The organism is Streptomyces sp. NPDC058198, from assembly GCF_042882605.1.
In the GTDB taxonomy this organism is placed as follows: Bacteria; Actinomycetota; Actinomycetes; order Streptomycetales; family Streptomycetaceae; genus Streptomyces.
Genome location: NZ_JBHVVP010000001.1, coordinates 257,371 through 273,933, shown reverse-complemented (window position 1 = coordinate 273,933; position 16,563 = coordinate 257,371). Strand labels below are relative to the sequence as shown.

At 69.7% G+C, this 16,563-nt stretch carries 11 protein-coding genes; 9 read left to right on the top strand and 2 right to left on the bottom strand.

From position 1 onward, the window contains the following. Positions 1 to 16: 16 nt before the first annotated feature. The gene (locus ACFVWW_RS01165) at positions 17 to 1,264 is read right to left on the bottom strand and encodes a sugar ABC transporter substrate-binding protein (protein WP_384188551.1); all 1,248 of its coding nucleotides are present in this window, start codon (positions 1,262 to 1,264) and stop codon (positions 17 to 19) included. Between the two features lie 817 nt (positions 1,265 to 2,081). Here ACFVWW_RS01165 and ACFVWW_RS01160 point away from each other — a divergent pair. From ACFVWW_RS01160 to manD, 9 genes are all read left to right on the top strand, one after another. Then, positions 2,082 to 4,916, top strand: coding sequence for a carbohydrate-binding protein (locus ACFVWW_RS01160; protein ID WP_386875160.1), 2,835 nt, complete (start codon positions 2,082 to 2,084; stop codon positions 4,914 to 4,916). A gap of 20 nt (positions 4,917 to 4,936) precedes the next feature. Further along, positions 4,937 to 6,658 (top strand): ThuA domain-containing protein, encoded by a 1,722-nt coding sequence (locus tag ACFVWW_RS01155; RefSeq protein WP_386875158.1) that lies wholly within the window; start codon positions 4,937 to 4,939, stop codon positions 6,656 to 6,658. Between the two features lie 138 nt (positions 6,659 to 6,796). Continuing rightward, a complete protein-coding gene (mptB, locus tag ACFVWW_RS01150) occupies positions 6,797 to 8,275 on the top strand; it encodes a polyprenol phosphomannose-dependent alpha 1,6 mannosyltransferase MptB (protein WP_386875156.1) in 1,479 nt (492 codons plus the stop codon). After that, entirely contained in the window at positions 8,272 to 9,732 is a 1,461-nt protein-coding gene (locus ACFVWW_RS01145; RefSeq protein WP_386875154.1) for a glycosyltransferase 87 family protein, read from the top strand. Before mptB ends, ACFVWW_RS01145 begins: the two co-directional genes overlap by 4 nt. Then, complete coding sequence (locus ACFVWW_RS01140) at positions 9,629 to 10,336, top strand: FadR/GntR family transcriptional regulator (protein WP_386875152.1); 708 nt, start codon at positions 9,629 to 9,631, stop codon at positions 10,334 to 10,336. Before ACFVWW_RS01145 ends, ACFVWW_RS01140 begins: the two co-directional genes overlap by 104 nt. Before the next feature lie 185 nt (positions 10,337 to 10,521). Then, positions 10,522 to 11,841, top strand: a complete 1,320-nt coding sequence (locus tag ACFVWW_RS01135) for an ABC transporter substrate-binding protein (protein WP_386875150.1) — start codon at positions 10,522 to 10,524, stop codon at positions 11,839 to 11,841. Then, positions 11,841 to 12,812, top strand: coding sequence for a carbohydrate ABC transporter permease (locus tag ACFVWW_RS01130; RefSeq protein ID WP_384193153.1), 972 nt, complete (start codon positions 11,841 to 11,843; stop codon positions 12,810 to 12,812). Before ACFVWW_RS01135 ends, ACFVWW_RS01130 begins: the two co-directional genes overlap by 1 nt. Then, complete coding sequence (locus ACFVWW_RS01125) at positions 12,809 to 13,699, top strand: carbohydrate ABC transporter permease (RefSeq protein WP_386875147.1); 891 nt, start codon at positions 12,809 to 12,811, stop codon at positions 13,697 to 13,699. Before ACFVWW_RS01130 ends, ACFVWW_RS01125 begins: the two co-directional genes overlap by 4 nt. Before the next feature lie 95 nt (positions 13,700 to 13,794). Beyond that, the gene (gene manD / locus ACFVWW_RS01120) at positions 13,795 to 15,015 is read left to right on the top strand and encodes a D-mannonate dehydratase ManD (RefSeq protein ID WP_384327594.1); all 1,221 of its coding nucleotides are present in this window, start codon (positions 13,795 to 13,797) and stop codon (positions 15,013 to 15,015) included. 26 nt (positions 15,016 to 15,041) lie between these two features. On the opposite strand, the gene ACFVWW_RS01115 is transcribed toward manD, so the two are convergent. Further along, a complete protein-coding gene (locus ACFVWW_RS01115) occupies positions 15,042 to 16,364 on the bottom strand; it encodes a CAP domain-containing protein (protein WP_386875145.1) in 1,323 nt (440 codons plus the stop codon). Positions 16,365 to 16,563 lie beyond the last annotated feature (199 nt).

Below are 16,563 nucleotides of genomic sequence, written 5' to 3'. Positions count from 1 at the left end.
GGCGTGCTCTGTGGTCTCAGGAGGCAAAGATCTTGTCCATCTCCCGCGCCGCCTGATCAGCGGCATCCTGCACGCTCTTCTTGCCGGTCAGGATGGACTGCACCATCTTCTGCACGACCTGGGAAGCCTGGATCTCGCCGTAGGCCGGGGTCTTCGGCACGGTCGCGCCGGCTTCGGTCATCTGCTGGGCGAACGGCGCGACGAGCGGGTCGTTCTTCTCCTGGACCTTCTTCAGCAGGGAGTTCTGTCCGGGGAAGTAGTTCGACTGGTCGGACCACTTGGTGGCGAACTCGCCCGTGGTGACCAGCTTGACGAACTCCCAGGCCAGGGCCTGGTTCTCGCCCTTGAAGGTGCTCAGGTAGGAACCGCCGAGGAAGGACTTGCTCAGTCCGCCGTCCTGGCCCGGGATGGGCGCCGCGGCGAGCTTGCCCTCAAGGTCGGGAGCAGCCTCGACGAAGGCCTTCGGGGTCCAGCTGCCGGAGATGGACATGGCGATCTTCCCCTTCTGGAAGTCCGTCGCCACCTCCTTCTCGGTCCAGGTGGTGACCTTCGCGGGGGACAGGCCGTCCTTCTTGGCGAGGTCCGTGTAGAACTGGATGCCCTTCACCGACTCGGGGGAGTTGATGGCGGACTTCCAGGTGCCGCCCTCCTCCTTGGCCAGCTCGCCGCCCGCGCCCCAGACGAACGGAGCGGCGAACATCTCCGCGCCGCCCGCCACCGGGAACGGGATCATGTCCGGCTCCTTCTCCTTGAGCACCAGCGCGGTGTCACGGAGTTCCTTCCAGGTGGTCGGCGCCTTGAGGTGGTGCTTGTCGAAGATGTCCTTGCGGTAGACAAGGGCGCGGACACCGGCGTACCACGGCATACCGAACTGCTTGCCGTCCAGGGTGCCGGCGTCGGCCAGGCCCTCGACGAGGTCCGTGCCCAGGCCGGACTTCTTCACCTCGTCCGTCACATCCACCAGGCCGCCGGTGTCGGCGAACTGCGGGATCCAGGTCGTACCGACCTCGGCGACGTCGGGAACCTGGCTCGGGCCGCCCTCGATCGCGGTGGTGAACTTCTTCTGGGCGGTGGCCCATTGCTGGTACTCCACCTTGACGGTGGCGCCTGTTTTCTTCTTGAAGGCGGCGGACACCTCGTTGAAGAAGGGCCTGGCGTCCGGGTTGGTCCCTTCCATGATCCATACCGTCAGGGTCTTGCCCTTGCCCGACGAGGCGTCATCGCCCGAGTCCCCGCCGCCACAGGCGGCGAGACTGAGTGTCATGGCCATGACTGTGGCACCGATGGCATATTTCCGCATGGTTGCTCCCGAGCGAATCGTAGGACCAGAGGTAAGCGCGACGAGTGGATGGGTCTCAGGACAGGGGCACTCATCGCGAAGATGAAAACCGTGCCTTCGGTGCGGGCGGCCCGTGGGGCCGACCACCGGGACTGCCGTCTCGCGTTCGAGGACAAATCGGCCGGGCGGGCGGGTTGTTCATCCAGCTATGCGAAACGCGCACAGAGCATAGAACGATTCTTCAGTTCTCACCAGCAACCCGCGAACCGGCGGCCCGGTGTGACGTGCGCGTTCCCCCGGCGTAACGCACCCTTGATCGCGAGTGGTTGAGGATGAGGGAAATGCCTGACTTCGGGCGGCCTGGGGGGTGCGGTCGATTCGCCGGATCCGTCGGTGAGGCGGCTTCTCTTCCGTAGGTGTGCGCCGGTCCTCCGCAAGTGATCGGCGGTCTCCGGCCGGAGGGAAGGTCGATTCTTTTGTGTGCAGTCGCAATGGCCTGCGACCCCGCCGTCCCGCGTCCCACCAGCGACGACATGGGTGGCTCATGCATCAGTCGGGACACGGTGTCGGCAATTTTGACACGCCCTTGACAAATTAACGCGGCGTTGCCAACATGCAAAACTCTCGCGAGATTCTGCAAATACCTTGATGCCGCATCGGAACCACTCCGTCAGATCGGTACGGCTGCTTCCCGGGTGACGGGACATCACCCGGGCGCAGGCTCTTCCCCCAAGTGACACGGCAGCGTGGTCGACGCGCGCCCATGCCTGACTCACCCCCGCCAGGTCAGGAAGGAAGCTCCATGTCAGGAATATCAGGACAGAGACAGACGTGGTTGAGATGGCTCACCGTGGTGGTGCTGGTCATCGCCGGAGGTGTGGTCGTCGGACCCGCCGCCGGAGCCCCGGCGGTCATTCCGACCGCCGATTACCAGCAGGTTCAACTCGCCGTGGGCGGCGCCGAGCTGGGAGAGGCGATGTCACTCGCGGTCCTTCCGGACCGCGCGGTCGTCCACACGGCCCGGGACGGCACGGTCCGGTTCACCGACGCCGCCGGCAACACCAAGACGGCCGGCAAGCTGGACGTCTACACGCATGACGAGGAAGGGCTCCAGGGCGTGGCCGCGGACCCGGCCTTCGCCACGAACCGCTATCTCTACCTCTACTACTCGCCCAAGCTGACCACCCCGGGCGGGGACGCGCCGGTGACCGGCAACGCCGCCGCCTTCGAGCCGTGGAAGGGTCACCTCAACCTCTCGCGGTTCACCCTGAAGACCGACGGCACCCTCGACATGGCCAGCGAGAAGGTCGTCCTCGAAGTGCCCAACGACCGGGGCCAGTGCTGCCACGTCGGCGGCGACATCGACTTCGACGCCGCCGGGAATCTCTACCTGACCACCGGTGACGACACCAACCCGTTCGACTCGAGCGGCTACGCGCCGATCGACGAACGGGCCGACCGCAACCCGCAGTTCGACGCCCAGCGCTCCTCGGGTAACACCAACGACCTGCGCGGCAAGGTCCTGCGGATCAAGCCGACGGCCGCCGGCGGCTACACCGTCCCGGCCGGGAACCTCTTCGCCGCCGGTACGGCCAAGACCCGTCCCGAGATCTACGCGATGGGCTTCCGCAACCCCTTCCGGATGTCGGTCGACAAGGCCACCGGCATCGTCTACCTCGGCGACTACGGCCCCGACGCGGGTGTCACCGACGGCGGTCGCGGCCCCAGCGGCCAGGTCGAGTTCAACCGGATCACCGCGCCCGGCAACTACGGCTGGCCGTACTGCACCGGTACGAACACCGCGGCGGAGACGTACGGCGAGTACACCTTCCCGAGCGGTCCCGCCGGGGCGAAGTACAACTGCGGCGCGGGCCCGGCCAACAACTCGTTCCGCAACACGGGTCTGCCCACGCTGCCCGCGGTGAAGGCCAGCTGGATCAAGTACGGCGGCGACGCGGGCTCCCCGCCCGAGTTCGGCGGCGGCTCCGAGTCGCCCATGGGCGGCCCCGTCTACCGCTACGACGCCAATCTGAACTCGAACGTCAAGTTCCCGCAGTCCCTCAGCGGCCGCTTCTTCGCCGCCGAGTACGGCCGCAAGTGGATCAAGGCGATCGAGGTGAAGGCCGACGGCACCCCCGGCGTCATCGAGAGCTTCCCGTGGACCGGCACCCAGGTCATGGACCAGGCGTTCGGCCCCGACGGCGCGCTGTACGTCCTCGACTACGGCACCGGCGCCAACAACCAGGCGCTCTACCGCGTCGAGTACATCGGCGGCAGCAACCGCAACCCGATCGCCAAGGCGGCAGCCGACAAGGTGTCAGGGCCCACCCCGCTCACGGTCGCGTTCTCCTCGGCGGGCAGCTCCGATCCCGAGGGCAAGGCCCTCACGTACGCCTGGGACTTCGGTGACGGCACCAGCTCCACCGCCGCCAACCCGAGCCACACCTACTCCGCCAAGGGCACCTTCAGGCCCACGCTCACGGTCAGGGATCCGGAGGGACTGACCGGCAGCGCCAGTCTCGTCGTGACGGCCGGCAACACCGCGCCCTCCGTCAATCTCACGGCGCCGAAGGACGGCGAGCTGTTCTCGTTCGGCGACACCGTGCCGTTCTCGGTCACCGTCAGTGACCCCGAGGACGGGGCGATCGACTGCTCCAAGGTCAAGGTCGCCTATCTCCTCGGCCATGACGAGCACCGCCACCAGATCACCCAGGCCAACGGCTGCTCGGGCAATCTGTCCGTCCCGGCCGACGGTGAGCACGACAGCGCCGCCAACATCTACGGTGTCTTCGACGCCGAGTACACCGACGCCGCCGGGCTGACCACGCACAGCGCGCGCATCCTCCAGCCCCGCCACCGCCAGGGCGAGCACTTCTCGGCCCAGAACGGCATCCAGGTGGCCGCGCACGGCACCGCGGAGGGCGGCAACACGGTCGGCTTCACCGACAACAACGACTGGATCTCCTTCAAGCCGTACGCGCTCGGCAATGCCAACAAGATCACCGCCAGGGTCTCCTCCGGAGGCGTCGGCGGCACGATCGAGGTACGGGCGGGCTCGGCCACCGGCACCCTGCTCGGCACCGCGACCGTGGCACCGACCGGCGGCTGGGAGAACTTCGTCGACGTATCGGCCAACCTGACCAACGCACCGTCCGCGAGCACCGAGCTGTTCCTCGTCTTCAAGGGACCGACGGGCCAGGGCAACCTGTTCGACCTCGACGCCTTCACCTTCGCCACCGGCAGCGGAGTCACCAGCCAGACGGTGGAGGGTGAGTCGTTCAGCTCGTTCCTGGGCGTCCAGGCCGCCGATCACGCCGCGGCCAGCGGCGGCAAGACGCTCGGCTACATCGAGAACGGCGACTGGGCGGGGTACGCCTCCGTCCCCACGGCCGGGACCAAGACCTTCAGCGCGAAGGTTTCCTCGGCCGGAGCCGGCGGCACCATCACGATCCGCTCCGGATCCGCGACGGGCGCCGTGCTCGGCACCGTCGCCGTCCAGCCCACCGGCGGCTGGGAGACCTTCGCGAATGTCTCCACCGCCCTGACCGGCACGGCATCCTCCGGGGCGCTGTTCCTCACCTTCACCGGCGGCGCCGGCTCCCTGTTCGACATCGACACGCTCACTCTCACCAAGTGACGTACGGGAAAGGGACAGTGATGCGCACACAGCTCCGGCGAATACCGTCGGCCGCTGCCTCGGCCTTCGTCGTCGCCCTCGCCCTCGTCGGGGCGTTCGTGACACCGGCCGCGACCGCACAGGCCGCCGACCCCGCCTACAAGGTGCTCGTCTTCTCCAAGACCGCCGGCTTCCGCCACGACTCCATCCCGGCCGGCACGCAAGCCATCCGTGACCTCGGCGGGGCCAACAACTTCACGGTCACCGCCACCGAGGACGGCGCCGCCTTCACCCCGGCCAACCTGGCCGGCTTCAAGGCGGTGGTGTTCCTCAGCACCACCGGCGATGTCCTCAACGACACCCAGCAGTCGGCTCTCCAGGGGTACATCGACGGTGGCGGCGGCTACCTCGGCGTCCACGCGGCCGCCGACACCGAGTACGGGTGGCCGCAGTACGAAGGGCTCGTCGGCGCCTGGTTCAAGAGCCACCCGGCGATCCAGCAGGCCACCGTGAAGACCGAGGACCGGGCGAACCCGGCCACCTCGCACCTCGGCCAGACCTGGTCCAGGTCCGACGAGTGGTACAACTACCGCACCAACCCGCGGGCCAATGTCCGGGTGCTGCAGAGCCTCGACGAAGGCAGCTACAGCGGCGGGGAGATGAGCGGCGACCACCCCATCACCTGGTGCCATCCGCAGGGCAACGGCCGGTCCTTCTACACCGGGCTCGGCCACACCGCGGAGTCGTACGCCGACCCCGCGTTCCGCTCACTGCTGCTCGGCGGTATCCGCTACGCGGCCGGCTTCGCCAAGGCCGACTGCCGCGCCGAGACCGGCTACACGAGCCTGTACAACGGCTCGACCACCGGCTGGTCGCAGGCGGGCCCCGGCAGCTTCACCAACACCGACGCCACCCTGACCTCTCAGGGCGGCATGGGCCTGCTCTGGTACCGGTCCAAGGAGTACTCCTCGTACTCCCTGAAGCTGGACTGGAAGATGCCCGGAGACGACAACTCCGGTGTCTTCGTGGGCTTCCCGACCTCCGACGACCCCAACTCGGCGGTGAACCAGGGGTACGAGATCCAGATCGACGCCACCGACACGGCCGACAAGACCACCGGCTCCATCTATGGCTTCAAGTCGGCCGACATCGCCGCGCGGGACGGCGCGCTCAACCCGCCGGGGGCATGGAACACGTACGAGATCCGGGTGGAGGGGGAGCGGCTCCAGGTCTTCCTCAACGGCGTGAAGATCAACGACTTCACGAACACCGACCCGGTCCGGTCCCTCAAGCAGGGATACATCGGGATCCAGAACCACGGCGCGGGCGACGACGTGTCCTTCCGCAACGTCCGGATCAAGGAGCTCGGCGCCACCACCACCCCGTCCACCTTCGAGGGTGAGTCCTACACCTCGTCCCAGGGCGTCCAGGCCGCCGACCACGCCCCCGCCAGCGGCGGCAAGACCCTCGGCTACATCGAGAGCGGAGACTGGGCCGGCTACTCCCAGAGCTCCCTCGCGGGGGTCAAGACCTTCAGCGCGAAGGTCTCCTCGGCCGGAGCCGGCGGCACCATCCAGGTGCGCTCCGGCTCGGCCACCGGACCGGTGCTCGGTTCGGCCACGGTCCGCAACACCGGCGGCTGGGAGACCTTCCAGACCGTCTCCACCCCGCTGACCGGCACACCGACCGGGCCGGTCTTCCTCACCTTCACCGGCGGGGCGGGCTCCCTGTTCGACATCGACACCTTCACCCTGGAGAAGTAGGGGGCGTCAGCTCCTGTCCCAGGTGGGCCCCGGATCCGATCCGGGGCCCACCTGGCTTAAGGCGGCGGATACGTGTCTGCCACCGGAGCGTGGTGGCGACGTCGTCTTCCGGCCACCCCCTCCTGCGAGCCTCCACAGATGCTCGCCCTGAACGCTGATGTGGACCCGTACCGCTGCAGGACACTGGGGCTCGCGGGGTCCGTCGCGCTCATGGCCGGCGGGCTGACCGCGGGCGCGCTGCCGGTAGGGGAAGCGCTCCTTCCCTCGTCGGGACGCGCCGCACTGGGCCTGGTCCTCGCGTACTTCGGACTCGTGCTGCTGATCGCGGCCTGGTGGTGGCTGGGCCGCGCGGTGCGCCGCCCCCGGCCGCCGGCTCCGCGCGAGCTGCTGACCACCCTCGCGGTATGGGCGGCGCCGCTGCTGATCGGACCGCCGCTGTTCAGCCGGGACGTATACAGCTATCTCGCGCAGGGGGCGATGGTCGACGCGCGGATCGACGTGTACGCCCATGGCCCGGCGCATCTGGGCGGGCCGCTCGCGACCGAGGTGGCGCCGGTATGGCAGCACACCCCGGCCCCGTACGGCCCGGTGTTCCTCGCCGTCGCCGCGAAGGTCGCCGCTCTCGCCCGCGTCGACGTGCCATCCGGAGTACTCGGCATGCGGCTCGTCGCGCTGCTCGGTGTCGCGCTGATGATCGCCTTTCTGCCCGCGCTCGCCCGCCGCTGCGGCGTCGAACCGTCCGCCGCTCTCTGGCTGGGCGCGCTCAACCCGCTCGTGCTGCTGCACCTTGTCGCGGGAGCCCACAACGACGCCCTCATGCTGGGGCTGCTCGGGGCCGGACTCGTGGCGGCGCTCGGCGGATGGCCGGCCAGGGCGGCGGTCCTCATCACGCTCGCCGCACTGGTGAAGGCGCCCGCGGCGCTGGGCCTGCTGGCGGTGACCGCGCTGTGGTCGGCCCGGTTCACGGGCCGGGGCCGTACGGTCGGAGCCGCCGCGCTGACCTGCGCCGTCGCCCTGGCCACCACCGCCGTGGTGACGGCGGCGGCCGGCACGGGCTACGGCTGGCTCGGAGCCCTCTCCACCCCCGTCTCGCCCGACAACTGGTCGCTCACCAGCGGGCTCGGCCGGCTCAGCGGCGCGCTGCTGGACGCCGCCGGGAGCGGGCTCGCCGACCTGGCCGTACCGGCGTGGCGCCGGCTCGGCCTGCTGGCCACCGCCGTCGCCGTCGCCCTGCTCTGGCTGCGCCGGGCGGGCCCGGGCGCTGTCCGGCCGCTCATCGCCGGGGCGGGAGCCTCAGGGAAGGGCCTCGGCCCGGTCTACGCGCTGGCGCTCTCCCTGCTCGCGGTCTTCGTACTGGGACCGGCGTTCCGGCCGTGGTACGCGCTGTGGGGGCTGTTCCTGATCGCCGCGGCCGCGCCCGACGGTCGCGTACGGCGCTGGGCCGCGGCCGGCAGCGGGATCCTCGCACTGGGCCTGCTGCCCAGCGGATCCCCGCCGGACGGGACGCAGTTGACGCTCGCGGTGACCGGCGGCGCGCTCGCCCTGCCGGCCCTGTGGTGGATGCTCCGGATGCCGGAACCGGGAACCCTCCCCGCCCGGACGGGGGCCCTTTCATGAGGTGGCCGCGCCGCGTCCTGGCGACGCCCGCTAGGCGTGTGAGCGTGGCGGTGTGCCTGGTGGTGGCCACCGCCGTCTTCCTTGCCACCGTCCCCCTGCACCGGGACTTCTTCGACGTCGGTGTCTACTACGGCACGGTCGGTGACTGGGTTCACCACGACGGCGGGATCTACGACTATCTCCGCCCCGGCACGACGTACGGTTTCACCTACCCGCCCTTCGCGGCGGTGTCCATGCTGCCGATGGCCCTGGTCTCCTGGCCCGTGGCCGTCGGGATCAGCATCGCGCTGAGCGTCGTCGCCTCCGCGCTGCTGCTGCACTGGCTGGCCGGCCCGGTCATCCGGCGTGAAGGCTGGTGCCGGTGGTTCGCCTTCGTCGTGGCGGGCTGCCTGTTCGCCCTGCTCGAACCGGTCCGCGACACCTTCAGCTTCGGCCAGGTGAACCTGCTGCTCGTCGCGCTCGTCTTCGCCGACGCACGGCTGCTGGCCACCGGGCGCGGCCGCTACGCGGGCATCGGCATCGGCCTCGCGACCGCGATCAAGCTCACGCCCGCGCTGTTCATCGGCTATCTGCTGATCACCGGGCGCAGACGGCAGGCCGGCGTGGCGGCGGGCACGGCCGGCGCCGCCACGCTGCTCGCCGCCCTGGCCGACCCCAAGGCCTCCCGGACCTTCTGGACCGACGCCCTGTGGAACACCGACCGCGTCGGCTCGCTCAGCTATGTCTCCAACCAGTCGCTGCAAGGCGTACTGGCCCGCCTCCAGCCCGACCATCCCGGCCGGGCGCTGTGGCTGGTGTGTGTCCTGGCGGTCCTCGCGCTTTGGGCGTACCGCGCCCGCGCGGCCGTCCGCGACGGCGACGAGCGGGCCGGGTTCGCCCTGACCGGCCTGGCCGCCTGCCTGGTCTCGCCGGTGACCTGGGTCCATCATCTGGTCTGGCTCATCCCCGCCCTTGTCGTACTGACGGACACCGGGCTGCGCCGCGGCCACCGGGAGCGCCGGCTGCCGCTCGCGCTGTGCGCCGCGGTGTACGTGGTCCTGTGCAGCAGCGTCGTCTGGCTGTGGCGGTGGGACTCGACCGGCGCCGATGCCGTGCTCGGCGCGAACACCTACGTCTGGATTACCCTCGGACTGCTGCTCGTACGACCGGGACGGTACGGCCGGCGGTCAGTTCCGTTCCCCGGCACGGGTCGGCGCCGGCCCGGCGGGCGGGGAGGGGCGTTGACCGAACGGCTCTTCGGTCAGACATTCGGCCTGTATCCTCCTCAACATGCCAGCTGCCCCTTCCTCGCAGTCGGGCCGTGTCGCACCCCCCGCCCAGCGCGGGCTCCTGACCGAGCGCATCGCGCGTCAGATGGAGCACGACATCCGGTCCGGAGAGATCGCCGTGGGGGCCAAGCTGCCTTCGGAGCGCGAGCTCGCCGTCCAGTTCCACGCCAGCCGGAATGTGGTGCGTGAGGTGCTGCGGCGGCTGGAGGCCCAGCACCTGATCCAGGTCGCGCCGGGCCGGGGGTCGTTCGTGTGCGAACAGACGTCCCAGCAGGCGCGCAACTATGACGCGCTGTACCGCGCCGGGCGGCCCACGGTCCGCCAGCTCATCGAGGCGCGTGTCCCGCTCGAGGTGGAGACCGTCAGGCTGGCGACGGCGCGTGCGACGGCGGAGGACATCTCCGCGATCCGGGCGGCCAGGGACGCGCTGGAAACGGCGACCGACTTTGTCCGCAAGGCCCAGGCGGACGTCGACTTTCATGACGCCATCGCGGCGGCGAGCGGCAATCCCGTACTCCGGATCATGCTGTCGTCGATCAGCGGGATGATGTTCGAGATGATGCTCCGCTCGAACTCCGATCCGTCGATCGGTGAGCCGGGCACTCCGCACCACCCCGAGATCTTCGAGGCGATCGTGGCGCGCGATGTCGAGTTGGCCTGCGCGCGCATGCGTGAGCATCTCACCCTTGGCCTGCGTACCTACGGTCCGGATCTCGATCTCAACGTGAACGTGATGGCGCGTCAGCACATCGAGACGTTGCTCGGTGAGCCGCACGGCCGCGGTCAGAACTGACCGCAATGCCCTAATTTATCCCTTTGTTGAACCGACCTGGCTCTCCGTGGCGTGCCCGTTTACGTCGGGTAATGCCGGACGTTCGAGGCTGGTCAGGGCGTGATGTCTGCTGTTACGGTCCATCTGGTCCTACCAGTTGGACCAGTTAAATCGGTACGCATCACATCAGAAAGACGAGGACAACGATGTCCACGAGCAGCCAGTTTCTCAGCCGGCGCTCTTTCGGCAAGCTGGCCGCCGGTGTCGCGGCCGCGGCGGGCGTGGCGTCGCTCAGCGCCTGCTCGACCCGCGGTCGCACCGCCTCCCCGGACGCACCGCTCAGGATCATGGCGATCAACCACGTCTGGTCGCAGGCGATCAAAGGTCGTATGAGCGAGTTCGAGGACCGGATCGGACGCAAGGTCTCCATGGCCCTGCTCACCGCGGACCAGCTCGCCAGCAGCTACAACGTCAAACTCAACGCCTCCGCCACCGACGTCGACGTCATGATGGTCCGGGCGCTCCAGGAGCAGCTGGTCTTCGGGCACAACGGCTGGCTCACCGATCTCACCGACCGGGTCGAGAGCGACACGGCGTACGACTGGTCCGACTTCCAGCAGGCCCCGCGCGAGGCGTCGGTCACCGCGGGCAAGGTCCTGAGTGTGCCGGTGGTGACCGAACGCCCGGCCCTCTACTACCGCAAGGACCTGGTCGAAGGTCTCGGCGGTCCGCCCCGCACGCTCGACGACCTGATGGCGATGTCGCTGGACCTCACCAAGCGTGACAAGGGATTCTTCGGCTACGTCGGGCGGGGACAGCGCAGCGGCGCCGTCACCCAGTGGTCGAGCTTTCTCTACTCCTTCGGCGGTGACTTCGTCGTCGACGGAAAGTCCGGCATCGGCACGCCGGAAGCGCTCGCCGCGTACAAGTACTACGGCAAGCTGCTCGAACGGGCCGGTCCGCCCGGTGCCACCAACATGAGCCTCGAACAGGCCCTGCCGGTCTTCGCCCAGGGCAAGGCGGCGTTCTTCATCGACGCCGACGCCGTCTACAGCAACTTCCTCGACCCGAAGATCTCGACCGTGGGCAAGACCGTGGGCTTTGCCCCGTTCCCGGCCGGTCCGGCCGGCTCCCGGCCGCACAACATTCCGTCGTGGAGTCTGGGAATCAATGAGTTCTCCCTGCTGCGTGACGACGCCTGGGAGTTCATCCAGTGGGCGTCCAGCCCCGAGATGGCGGCCGAACTCCAGGCGGCGGGAATCCCGAGCGCCCGCCAGTCCGCGTGGTCGGACGCCAAGACGCTCGCCACGTTCCCGCCGGAGCTGGCGGAGGCCATGCGGCTCAACGCGGAGCGGGGCGTCGGCCGTGACCGGCCCTCGGTCCTCCAGGTCGGCCGGGCGCGGGACATCATCGGCCGTCCGCTGGTAGCCGGGATCCTCGGCGACGCCGTGGAGCCGGTCGTCCGCGACGCCGACGCAGAGTTCGCCGATTTCCTTGTCCGCGACAACCGCCACCGGGAGTCCTGATGTCCACCACCGAGGTCTCCACGACGGCACCCGGCCGACCGGCCGGCGCGGCCCCGGGCGTACGGGGCCCCCGCGCCCGGACACCGCGGACGTTCGAGCAGGCCAACCGGCGTCTGAAGTGGGCGATGCTCGCACCGGCGCTGATCTTCGTGGGTCTGATGATCATCTTTCCGCTGGTCTTCACCCTCAACCTCAGCTTCACCGACGCCTTCGGCGCGGTGAACGCCGAGAAGGGCTATGTCGGCCTGCGGAACTTCGCCGACGCGCTGGGCGACTCGCGCCGTTTCTGGCCCGCCGTCCAGCGCACGGTGATCTTCACCGTCGGCGCCGTGGTGGTGGAGACGGTGCTCGGCCTCGCCCTGGCGATGCTCATGCGCAAGCCGTTCCGCGGCATGCGCTGGGTGCGCACGGTCCTCATCATTCCGCTGCTCACCACACCGGTCGCGATCGGCATCCTCTGGCTGCTCATCCTCGACCCCACCAACGGCATCGCCAACCACCTGCTCGGCTCCCTCGGACTGCCCCCGCAGGAGTTCCTCGGCTCGGTGAGCCAGTCGCTGCCCACCCTGATGTTCATCGACGTCTGGCAGTGGACACCGATGATGACCTTGCTCCTGCTCGCCGGCCTGACCACCCTCCCGGAGGAGCCAGAAGAGGCGTCCCTCGTCGACGGGGCCAACAGCTGGCAGCGGTTCCGTTACGTCATCCTGCCGATGCTCGGCCCCACGCTGGCCACCGCTCTCGTGCTGCGCTCCGTCGACGCTCTCAAGACCTTCGACATCCTGTACGCCACGAAGGGCCCCGGCGGAGGTTCGGACTTCGAGGCGGAGACCCTCAACGTCTACGCCTACGGCCTCACCTTCGACTACCAGGAATACGGGCTCGCCTCCGCCGTCCTGGTCCTGTTCACGCTCTTCATCATCGGCGTCGTGGTCCTGCTCCGCCGCCGCGCCGGAAGGAAGTCCGCATGAGCGTCACCGTCTCTTCCTCCCCGCAGGGGAGCACCACCGGTCCGCGCCCGCCCGCGTCCGTCCATGGCCGCAGGCGCAGGCGCAGGAACTGGTCCTGGCTGCGGGGGATCGCCATCACCGTGGTGGCGCTCATCTTCGCGCTGCCGGTCATCTGGATGTTCGCCGCGGCGTTCAAGACGAACGTCCAGGTGACCGATCCGAGCGTCGGGCTGTGGTTCTCTCCCACGCTGGAGAATTTCCGCAGCGTCCTGGAGGCCGGCCAGATCCTCCGGTCGATGGGCAACTCCCTGATCGTCGGCTTCGCGTCCACCGTGCTCTCCGCGATCATCGCCGTACCGGCCGCCTGGGCGGTGGGACGGTTCCGGATGCGCCGCGCCGGCTCCCTCATCCTGGTGGCCCGCATCATTCCCGCGATCTCGCTGCTCGTCCCCTGGTACTACGTGTTCGCGCAGGCGGGCCTGGTCGGCTCCTACACCGTGCTGGTCCTCAGTCATATGTTCGTCTCGGTCCCGCTGATCCTGTGGATCATGATCAGCTTCTTCGAGGGCCTGCCGGTCGAGCTGGAGGAGGCCGCGCGTACGGACGGACTGTCCGCGTTCGGCGCCTTCTGGCGCATCTCGCTTCCGCTCGCGGCGCCGGGCACCGCCACCGCGTCCCTGCTGGCGTTCGTCTTCAGCTGGAACAACTTCATGTTCGCGCTGATCTTCGCGGACGAGCACACCCAGACCGTGCCCGTGACGCTGTTCAACTTCATCTCCTACGCGAGCACGGACTGGGGTGGCCTGATGGCCGCCGCCACCCTCATCACGCTGCCGGTCCTCCTCGCCGCACTCCTCGGACAGAAGTACCTCGTGGCCGGGCTGACCTCAGGTGCTTCCAAGGGCTGAACCACCGCCCACGACAGCCGGGCCGCCCGTCCGCCCCGTTGTCCTCTCCCCACCGCCGTCCACTGTTCGCACCGCAAGCCAGGAAGAGCGTATTCATGAAGATCGTCGACGCGAAGGTCGTCGTCACCAGCCCCGGCCGTAACTTCGTCACCCTCAAGATAACGACCGACGAAGGCATTTCCGGTCTCGGCGACGCCACGCTCAACGGGCGGGAACTCGCCGTCGCCAGCTACCTCCAGGACCACGTGGCACCCCTGCTCGTCGGCATCGATCCGCACCGCATCGAAGACACCTGGCAGTCGCTGTACCGGGGCGCGTACTGGCGCCGCGGCCCCGTGACGATGGCCGCCATCGCCGCCGTTGACGTCGCCCTGTGGGACATCAAGGCCAAGGCCGCCGGCCTTCCGCTCTACCAGCTGCTCGGCGGCGCGAGCCGCGAGCGCGTCGGAACCTACGGACACGCGAACGGGCAGGACATCCCCGAGCTGTTCGACTCGATCCGTGCCCGGCTGGCCGAGGGCTACCCGGCCATCCGGATACAGACGGGCATCCCGGGCCTGAAGACCGTATACGGCGTCCATCACAGCGCCGGCCCCGCCGGGGCCGCCGCCGTGCCCCACCAGCAGGCCCGTCCGGTGGTGGAGGACTGGGACACCGCGGCCTACCTGCGGCACATACCCACGGTCTTCGAGGCGGTCCGCAACGAATTCGGGCCCGAGCTGCCCCTGTTGCACGACGCCCATCACCGTCTTACGCCGATCCAGGCGGCGCAGCTGGGCAAAGACCTCGAGCCGTACCGGCTCTTCTGGCTGGAGGACTGCACGCCCGCCGAGGACCAGGACGGTCTGCGCCTGGTCCGCCGGCACACGACCACGCCCCTCGCGATCGGTGAGGTCTTCAACTCCGTATACGACTATCAGACGCTCGTGAGCGAGAAGCTGATCGACTACGTGCGCTCCGCGGTCACCCACTTCGGTGGCGTCTCGCCGCTCAAGAAGCTCTTCGACTTCGCCGCGCAGCACCAGATCAAGAGCGCCATCCACGGGCCGGAGGACATCTCACCGGTCGGTATGGCCGCCGCCATCCACCTCGATCTGGCGATCCACAACTTCGGCATACAGGAATACGCGGGGTACACGCCGCTGACCGACGAGGTGTTCCCGCACGCGTACACCTTCACCGACGGCTATCTGCACCCCGGCGAGGCGCCGGGCATCGGCGTGGAACTCGACGAGGACCTCGCCGCCGCTCACGGATACGAGGCCGCCTACCTGCCGGTCAACCGCCTCCTGGACGGCACCGTCCACGACTGGTGACCCCGTGCGGATGAGGACGGGGAGCGTCAGGACCGGCCGAAGAGCTGGGTCCAGTACGTGCCCGCCGGGCCGCCGCCCGCGAAGCCGATTCCCAGGTGGGTGAAGTCCGCTTTGAGGATGTTCGCCCGGTGGCCGGGGCTGTCCATCCAGCCCTGGACCACCTCGCGGGGGGTGCGCTGGCCGCAGGCGATGTTCTCGCCGATGGACCGGTGCCCCGACCCGGCGGCGGCCGCCCGGTCCCAGGGCGCGCTGCCCTCGGGCGAGGTGTGCGCGTAGAAGGCACGCTCGGCCATGTCCGTGCTGTGGGCCTGCGCCGCTGCCGCCAGCCGCGCGTCGCCGGCCAACGGGCGCAGTCCGGCGGCGGCGCGTGCGGCGTTGGTGAGGGCGAGCACCTCGGCGGTGGTGCGCAGCAGGCCGTCCGCGGTGAAGGGGCGGGCCCACAGCGCCGTCCAGTAGAAGCCGCCGGAGCGGGCGTCGACGGCATGGGCGATTCCCGCGTCGGACAGCGCCGCGTCGTACAGCGGGCCCCGGGTCGCTTCGGCGGTCAGGCAGTAGTCCATGAACTCACCCGGTGTACGGGGGCCGGAGACCAGCTGCTGTTCGATACGGAGGTAGCGGTAGCCGCCGGCGGTGATCCGCTGGAAGACGGAGATGCCGTCGGGGCTCTCCGAGCTGAGCCGCCGCTGCCCCGCCATGACCGCCGCGTGTGCCCGCGCCGCGGCCGAGAGCCGGCTCTCCATGGCCACGGGAGGCAGGCCGGCCCTGAGCCGTTCGGCCCGGACGAGTGCGGCGAATCCGGCCTCCGTACCGCTCGCGGGGGCGGCCGGCGGTGGAAGGGGCGCGGGGAGAGACGGTGGGGGAGCGGTGGCTTCCTCCGTGACATCGACGCCGAAGTCGCGGGCGACGCCGGCCAGCCCGTCCGCGTACCCCTGACCGAGGGCCCGCAGCTTCCACGCGGCGCCGCGGCGGTAGATCTCCGCCAGCAGCAGGACCGTCTCGTGCGTCGGCCGCGCGGGCGTGAACCGGGCGAGGACGCCCACGCCCTCGCCCGTGACGGTCAGCGTCGGGACCGGCAGGCGGCCGAGGGGAGTGCCGGGGTCGCCGGGGCTGATGGCCACGGTGACCCGGCTCGCGCCGGCCCGCAGCCGCCGCGGGTCGATGCCGGCGCCGCCGGCGTGCAGCCGGGCGCCCGGAGCGGAGCGCTGGTTGTAGAAGACGAAAACGCCGTCAGCGGCGACCTTCCCGCTGTCGCCGGTGATGAGTACGGAGAGATCGAACGGCCCCGGCACCTGGAGCGACAGCGCCACGTCCGGCAGGGGCAGATTCCCGCCGGGAACCAACTCGCGCATCGCCACCGCCCGTCCGGCCCGGGAACAGCACCAGCCGTGTGCGGTGCTGCCCTGTGAACGTCGCGGGAGGGCGCGGCGGTTCCGCACGGCGGTCGCCCCCGGCGATTCCGGCGGCTCCCGGCGGCGTCCGCCCCGCGCCGGGGCCGCTTCCCGTGGAGTACGTCACACCGAGCCGATAGACTCGGACGGGCATGAAGCC

Excerpts from the sequence above, each read along its gene's own strand:
- ACFVWW_RS01145 (WP_386875154.1), top strand. The coding sequence starts at position 8,272 with ATGAGGTGGCCGCGCCGCGTCCTGGCGACGCCCGCTAGGCGTGTGAGC.
- ACFVWW_RS01155 (WP_386875158.1), top strand. The coding sequence starts at position 4,937 with ATGCGCACACAGCTCCGGCGAATACCGTCGGCCGCTGCCTCGGCCTTC.
- ACFVWW_RS01130 (WP_384193153.1), top strand. The coding sequence starts at position 11,841 with ATGTCCACCACCGAGGTCTCCACGACGGCACCCGGCCGACCGGCCGGC.
- ACFVWW_RS01165 (WP_384188551.1), bottom strand. The coding sequence starts at position 1,264 with ATGACACTCAGTCTCGCCGCCTGTGGCGGCGGGGACTCGGGCGATGAC.
- mptB (WP_386875156.1), top strand. The coding sequence starts at position 6,797 with ATGCTCGCCCTGAACGCTGATGTGGACCCGTACCGCTGCAGGACACTG.
- ACFVWW_RS01140 (WP_386875152.1), top strand. The coding sequence starts at position 9,629 with ATGGAGCACGACATCCGGTCCGGAGAGATCGCCGTGGGGGCCAAGCTG.
- ACFVWW_RS01115 (WP_386875145.1), bottom strand. The coding sequence starts at position 16,364 with ATGCGCGAGTTGGTTCCCGGCGGGAATCTGCCCCTGCCGGACGTGGCG.
- ACFVWW_RS01125 (WP_386875147.1), top strand. The coding sequence starts at position 12,809 with ATGAGCGTCACCGTCTCTTCCTCCCCGCAGGGGAGCACCACCGGTCCG.
- manD (WP_384327594.1), top strand. The coding sequence starts at position 13,795 with ATGAAGATCGTCGACGCGAAGGTCGTCGTCACCAGCCCCGGCCGTAAC.
- ACFVWW_RS01135 (WP_386875150.1), top strand. The coding sequence starts at position 10,522 with ATGTCCACGAGCAGCCAGTTTCTCAGCCGGCGCTCTTTCGGCAAGCTG.
- ACFVWW_RS01160 (WP_386875160.1), top strand. The coding sequence starts at position 2,082 with ATGTCAGGAATATCAGGACAGAGACAGACGTGGTTGAGATGGCTCACC.